This is a genomic window from Rhizobium sp. PEPV16 (genome assembly GCF_008919455.1).
GTDB classification, from domain to species: Bacteria; Pseudomonadota; Alphaproteobacteria; order Rhizobiales; family Rhizobiaceae; genus Rhizobium; species Rhizobium leguminosarum_Q.
In genome coordinates, this window is record NZ_VSZV01000153.1 from 1 (window position 1) to 3,006 (window position 3,006).

At 62.2% G+C, this 3,006-nt stretch carries 4 protein-coding genes; 1 reads left to right on the forward strand and 3 read right to left on the reverse strand.

Features of this window, described 5'->3' with window-relative positions:
- The coding region (locus FY112_RS03050; protein WP_151517640.1) for a DUF1489 family protein at positions 1-227 on the forward strand (227 nt) is incomplete at its 5' end.
- Between the two features lie 89 nt (positions 228-316).
- On the opposite strand, the gene FY112_RS03055 is transcribed toward FY112_RS03050, so the two are convergent.
- The 3 genes from FY112_RS03055 to FY112_RS03065 all read right to left on the reverse strand — a co-directional run.
- Positions 317-592, reverse strand: a complete 276-nt coding sequence (locus FY112_RS03055; RefSeq protein ID WP_017960571.1) for a hypothetical protein — start codon at positions 590-592, stop codon at positions 317-319.
- Between the two features lie 116 nt (positions 593-708).
- Positions 709-2,280: a serine hydrolase gene (locus FY112_RS03060; protein WP_131644152.1), complete on the reverse strand. Its 1,572-nt coding sequence runs from the start codon at positions 2,278-2,280 to the stop codon at positions 709-711.
- A 135-nt stretch (positions 2,281-2,415) separates the two neighbouring features.
- On the reverse strand, positions 2,416-3,006 hold a 591-nt coding region (locus FY112_RS03065), incomplete at its 5' end, for a hypothetical protein (protein WP_246700590.1).

The window sequence follows — 3,006 nt, forward strand, 5'->3', positions numbered from 1 at the left end:
AGCTGCTCGACATCGAGACCTTCACCGACGGCGAGGGGATTTCGCGCTGCCGCCTGATGCTCGGCCCTGAGGTCATCGAGACGGCAGTGCAGCCGAAGCGTCCCTTCCAGGGCTGGCGTTATTACACTGAGGACGACGTGCCGCGCGACCTGACAAGCCTCGGCGCCGGCATTGCCGAAATGCCCGCGGACCTTCGCCGCGAACTTACGGACCTTGGTCTCCTCTAATCCCCGAAAATCGAAGCCGATTTCCGGAAAGTTTCATGCTTGGATTGAACGTCCCCGCGCGCCTGAAATGACGCGCGGTACTTTGCAATTCAGCGCAGGCGCAGCTGCACCGGCGCTCTGCCATCCGGCGAGGTCACATGCAGATGGATACGGGCTTCGGGCTGAGAATAGCGCCAGGCACGGGCGCCATGGCACAGCAGCAGATTGATGATATCCCGGGTCTTCGGAGACTTCGCCTTCGGCCGCTGCAGGCCGATCTCGGCGAGGCGCAAAGCCGCCTCGTGCAACGGATGCAGAGATGAGCGCCCCTTGGCCGCCATGCGGCGGTCTGAAGGCATTCCCGGAACATTCTCATTGATCGCCATGGTTTTCCCCGTACGCAATACTGATCGAGTTCAAGAACGGTGGCCGGAAACGCAAACACCGATTCCGGCCGTCACCGATGCCGCCGGCCATCATCTAGCAGGCAGCATCGAATAGCTCATTGGGCAGCCGCCCAGCACTTGATGCCGGCTTTCTTCAGCGCTTTGCAGGCGTTGACGGCATCGCGCTGATCGTCGAAGCCGCCAAAGCGAGCGCGGAAGAGCTGGTCACCACCAGCGGCATAGGCGACCGCGAAGGGCTTTGCCGAGGCCAGCGCCTTGCCGGCCTTGCTCCTGGCGCTTTCCAGAAGGTCCATGGCCATCTGCCGGCTCGGCGAGACGCCGACCTGCACGACCCAGCCGGTCGGACCGTTGCTGGTTGAAGCAGCACGAGTCGGTGAGGGGGTGGTCGACGCAGTGGTGACGTTATCGACCGACGTATCGCCCTGTTCCGACGGCATAGATGCGGGCGTCGGCTTTGGTGCGGCGACCGCTGCCTGCTGCTTGAAGGCCATGGTCTTGACCTTGGTCGGTGCCGGCATCGGCTGCGCTACCAGTGGATTGTCGGATTTCGGCGCAGCGGTCTCGGCATAGGCGACCTCGGTCTCGGCGACCTGATAGCGCGCATCCGGCAGCGGGCCTTTGTGCGGCAGGCTGAGATCGGCAGCGGCTGCCGAAACCGGCGGCTGCGCTGCGGTGATGGTCTTCGCCATTTGCTGAGCCTTCTTGGGCTGGACCGGAGCGGGTGTCACGATCATCGCCGGGGCAGGGGCGGCCTGGGCGATCAGCGCCGACGAACCGCCGCGGTTCGATGCCTTCGGCAGATAGGTGGCGATCAGATTGCGCATCTGGGCATCGCGGGCGGGCGTCGAGGCGCCACCCATCACGACGCCGACAATCGATTTGCCATCGACCTGCACCGAGCTTACCAGGTTGAAACCGGCAGCCCGCGTGTAACCGGTCTTGATGCCGTCGACGCCGCGCACTGAACCGACCAGGCGGTTGTGGCTGCGGATCGTCCGGCTGCCGAACTTGAAGGCGCGCGTGGAGAAATAGCCGTAATATTGCGGGAAATGCTGGCGAAGGGCGATACCGAGGCGGGCCTGGTCGCGCGCCGTCGTCATCTGCGCCGTATTCGGCAGGCCGTTGGCGTTGCGATAGGTGGTGCGCGTCATGCCGAGCGCATGCGCCTTGGCGGTCATCAGCTGGGCGAAGCGATCTTCGCTGCCGCCGCCCAGCATTTCGCCGAGCGCGGTTGCCGCATCATTGGCCGACAGGGTGACGAGACCGAGTATGCCCTGTTCGACGGTGATTGTACCGCCGGCGCGCACGCCAAGCTTGGTCGGCGCCTGGGCTGACGCATAGGCGGAGAAGGGAACCGGCGTATCGAGGCGGATGCGACCCTGCTCCAATGCCTCGAAGGTCATGTAGAGGGTCATCATCTTGGTCAGGGACGCGGGGTATTGCAGCCGGTCGGCGTTCTCACTGTAGAGAACGTTGCCGGTCTTGGCGTCGACGACGATGCCTGCATATTTCGGATTTGCCGCTTCCGCGTCGGCATTCACCGAATCGACCATGACGATCGTGACGGCTACCGAAAGGATCGCCAGCAGCCTTGCGAAAAAACTCCCGGATCGGGACGATGATACGGAGGAGACTGACCTTGACACTATTCCACTCTTCGCTTGCATTTCAGATATTTGGCGCTTCAGATTTTTGGCAGGAACCGCACATCTCCCGCCGCACAGCTCGTCTTCTAAAATTACCGGTTGGGCGTTACCAATCCGTTTATGATGAATCGTTTATTTCGCTGTCCGGGGAGCATTTTACGGTGTTGTTGCAGAACGGTTCACAAGACGCGCGTCTACAAAGGTGCGGATAGCGGCATCAATATGTTCCCAGTCGTCGAGATGGCTGCTTGAGAAGCGGTAGAGAACGCTGAGATCCCTGCCGACTTTGATATCGCGCTGACAATCTCCGCCCGCCGCCTTATCCGGGGCTGACGGCAAGATGCAGCGCACGACGTAATCCGGCCCGCCCTTGACAGGCGCCGTCAGCAGCACCTCGTCGCCGTAACCCGCATCGGCGCGAAGACGGTGCAGCGTCAGCCCGTCGCGGAAGGGCTCCGCCGGTCCTTCGAGCAGATGCGAATAGATCGGCTCCAGCCGCCCGGACATGTCGCGCGACATGGTGCTCTGGGTAATCTGCAGAAAGATCAGCCCGGAGGATTGGGCGATATCGTCGAATCGAAGGTGATTTTCCTTGCCATAACCCTGCATTTCCGGCCAGGCGAGGTAGAGATCGACGCGCTCGGCGGCGCCTTCATGCCTTTGACTCGGGAAACGGATGGCATTCTCGGGGAATTTTACGGTGTCGCGGCCGATGGCCAACTGGATTTCAACCGTGCTGTCGGTGTT